Annotated in this window: 1 pseudogene; it reads left to right on the top strand. The window is 67.5% G+C overall.

The window, feature by feature from the left end:
- Positions 1-498: pseudogene (locus RA21_RS21885) on the top strand (EamA family transporter); the annotation flags it as partial.

Consider the following 498-nt stretch of genomic DNA (forward strand, 5'->3'; position numbering starts at 1 on the left):
CGGCGCTGGGGCTGACGGTTTACTACTATGGCACCCTGTCGGCGCTGCGGCGGGGAAACCTGTCGGCCTACTACCCGATCGTGCGCTCCTCGCCCCTGGCGATTGCCGCCTTCAGCTGGCTGGCGCTGGACCGCAGCTATACCGGCGCGGCCTTGCTGGGGATGGGGCTGATCATCTGGGCCGGGCTGATGATCCAGAAGGGCAAAGGGCGGTTGCTGGATGACCCGCGCGCCTTTGCCATGGCGGGGATGGCGATGCTGGGGTCGGCTGCCTATTCGATCTCCGACGCGGCAGCGATGCAAGGAGCAGCCAGCGCGCCGTTCCTGTTCTGGACCTATATCCTGGTGACGCTGGCGATGGGGGCGTTGCGCGCCTGGGAGGATAGGGGGCAGTCGGCGCCGCTGCTAGGCGTGGTGCGCGGCTGGGCGCAGAACCCCTGGCGCATCCTGTTTGCCGGGCTGTCGTCCTACCTGTCGTACCTCTTGATCCTGCGGGTGT

Source organism: Leisingera sp. ANG-DT, assembly GCF_000813785.1.
Lineage (GTDB): Bacteria > Pseudomonadota > Alphaproteobacteria > Rhodobacterales > Rhodobacteraceae > Leisingera.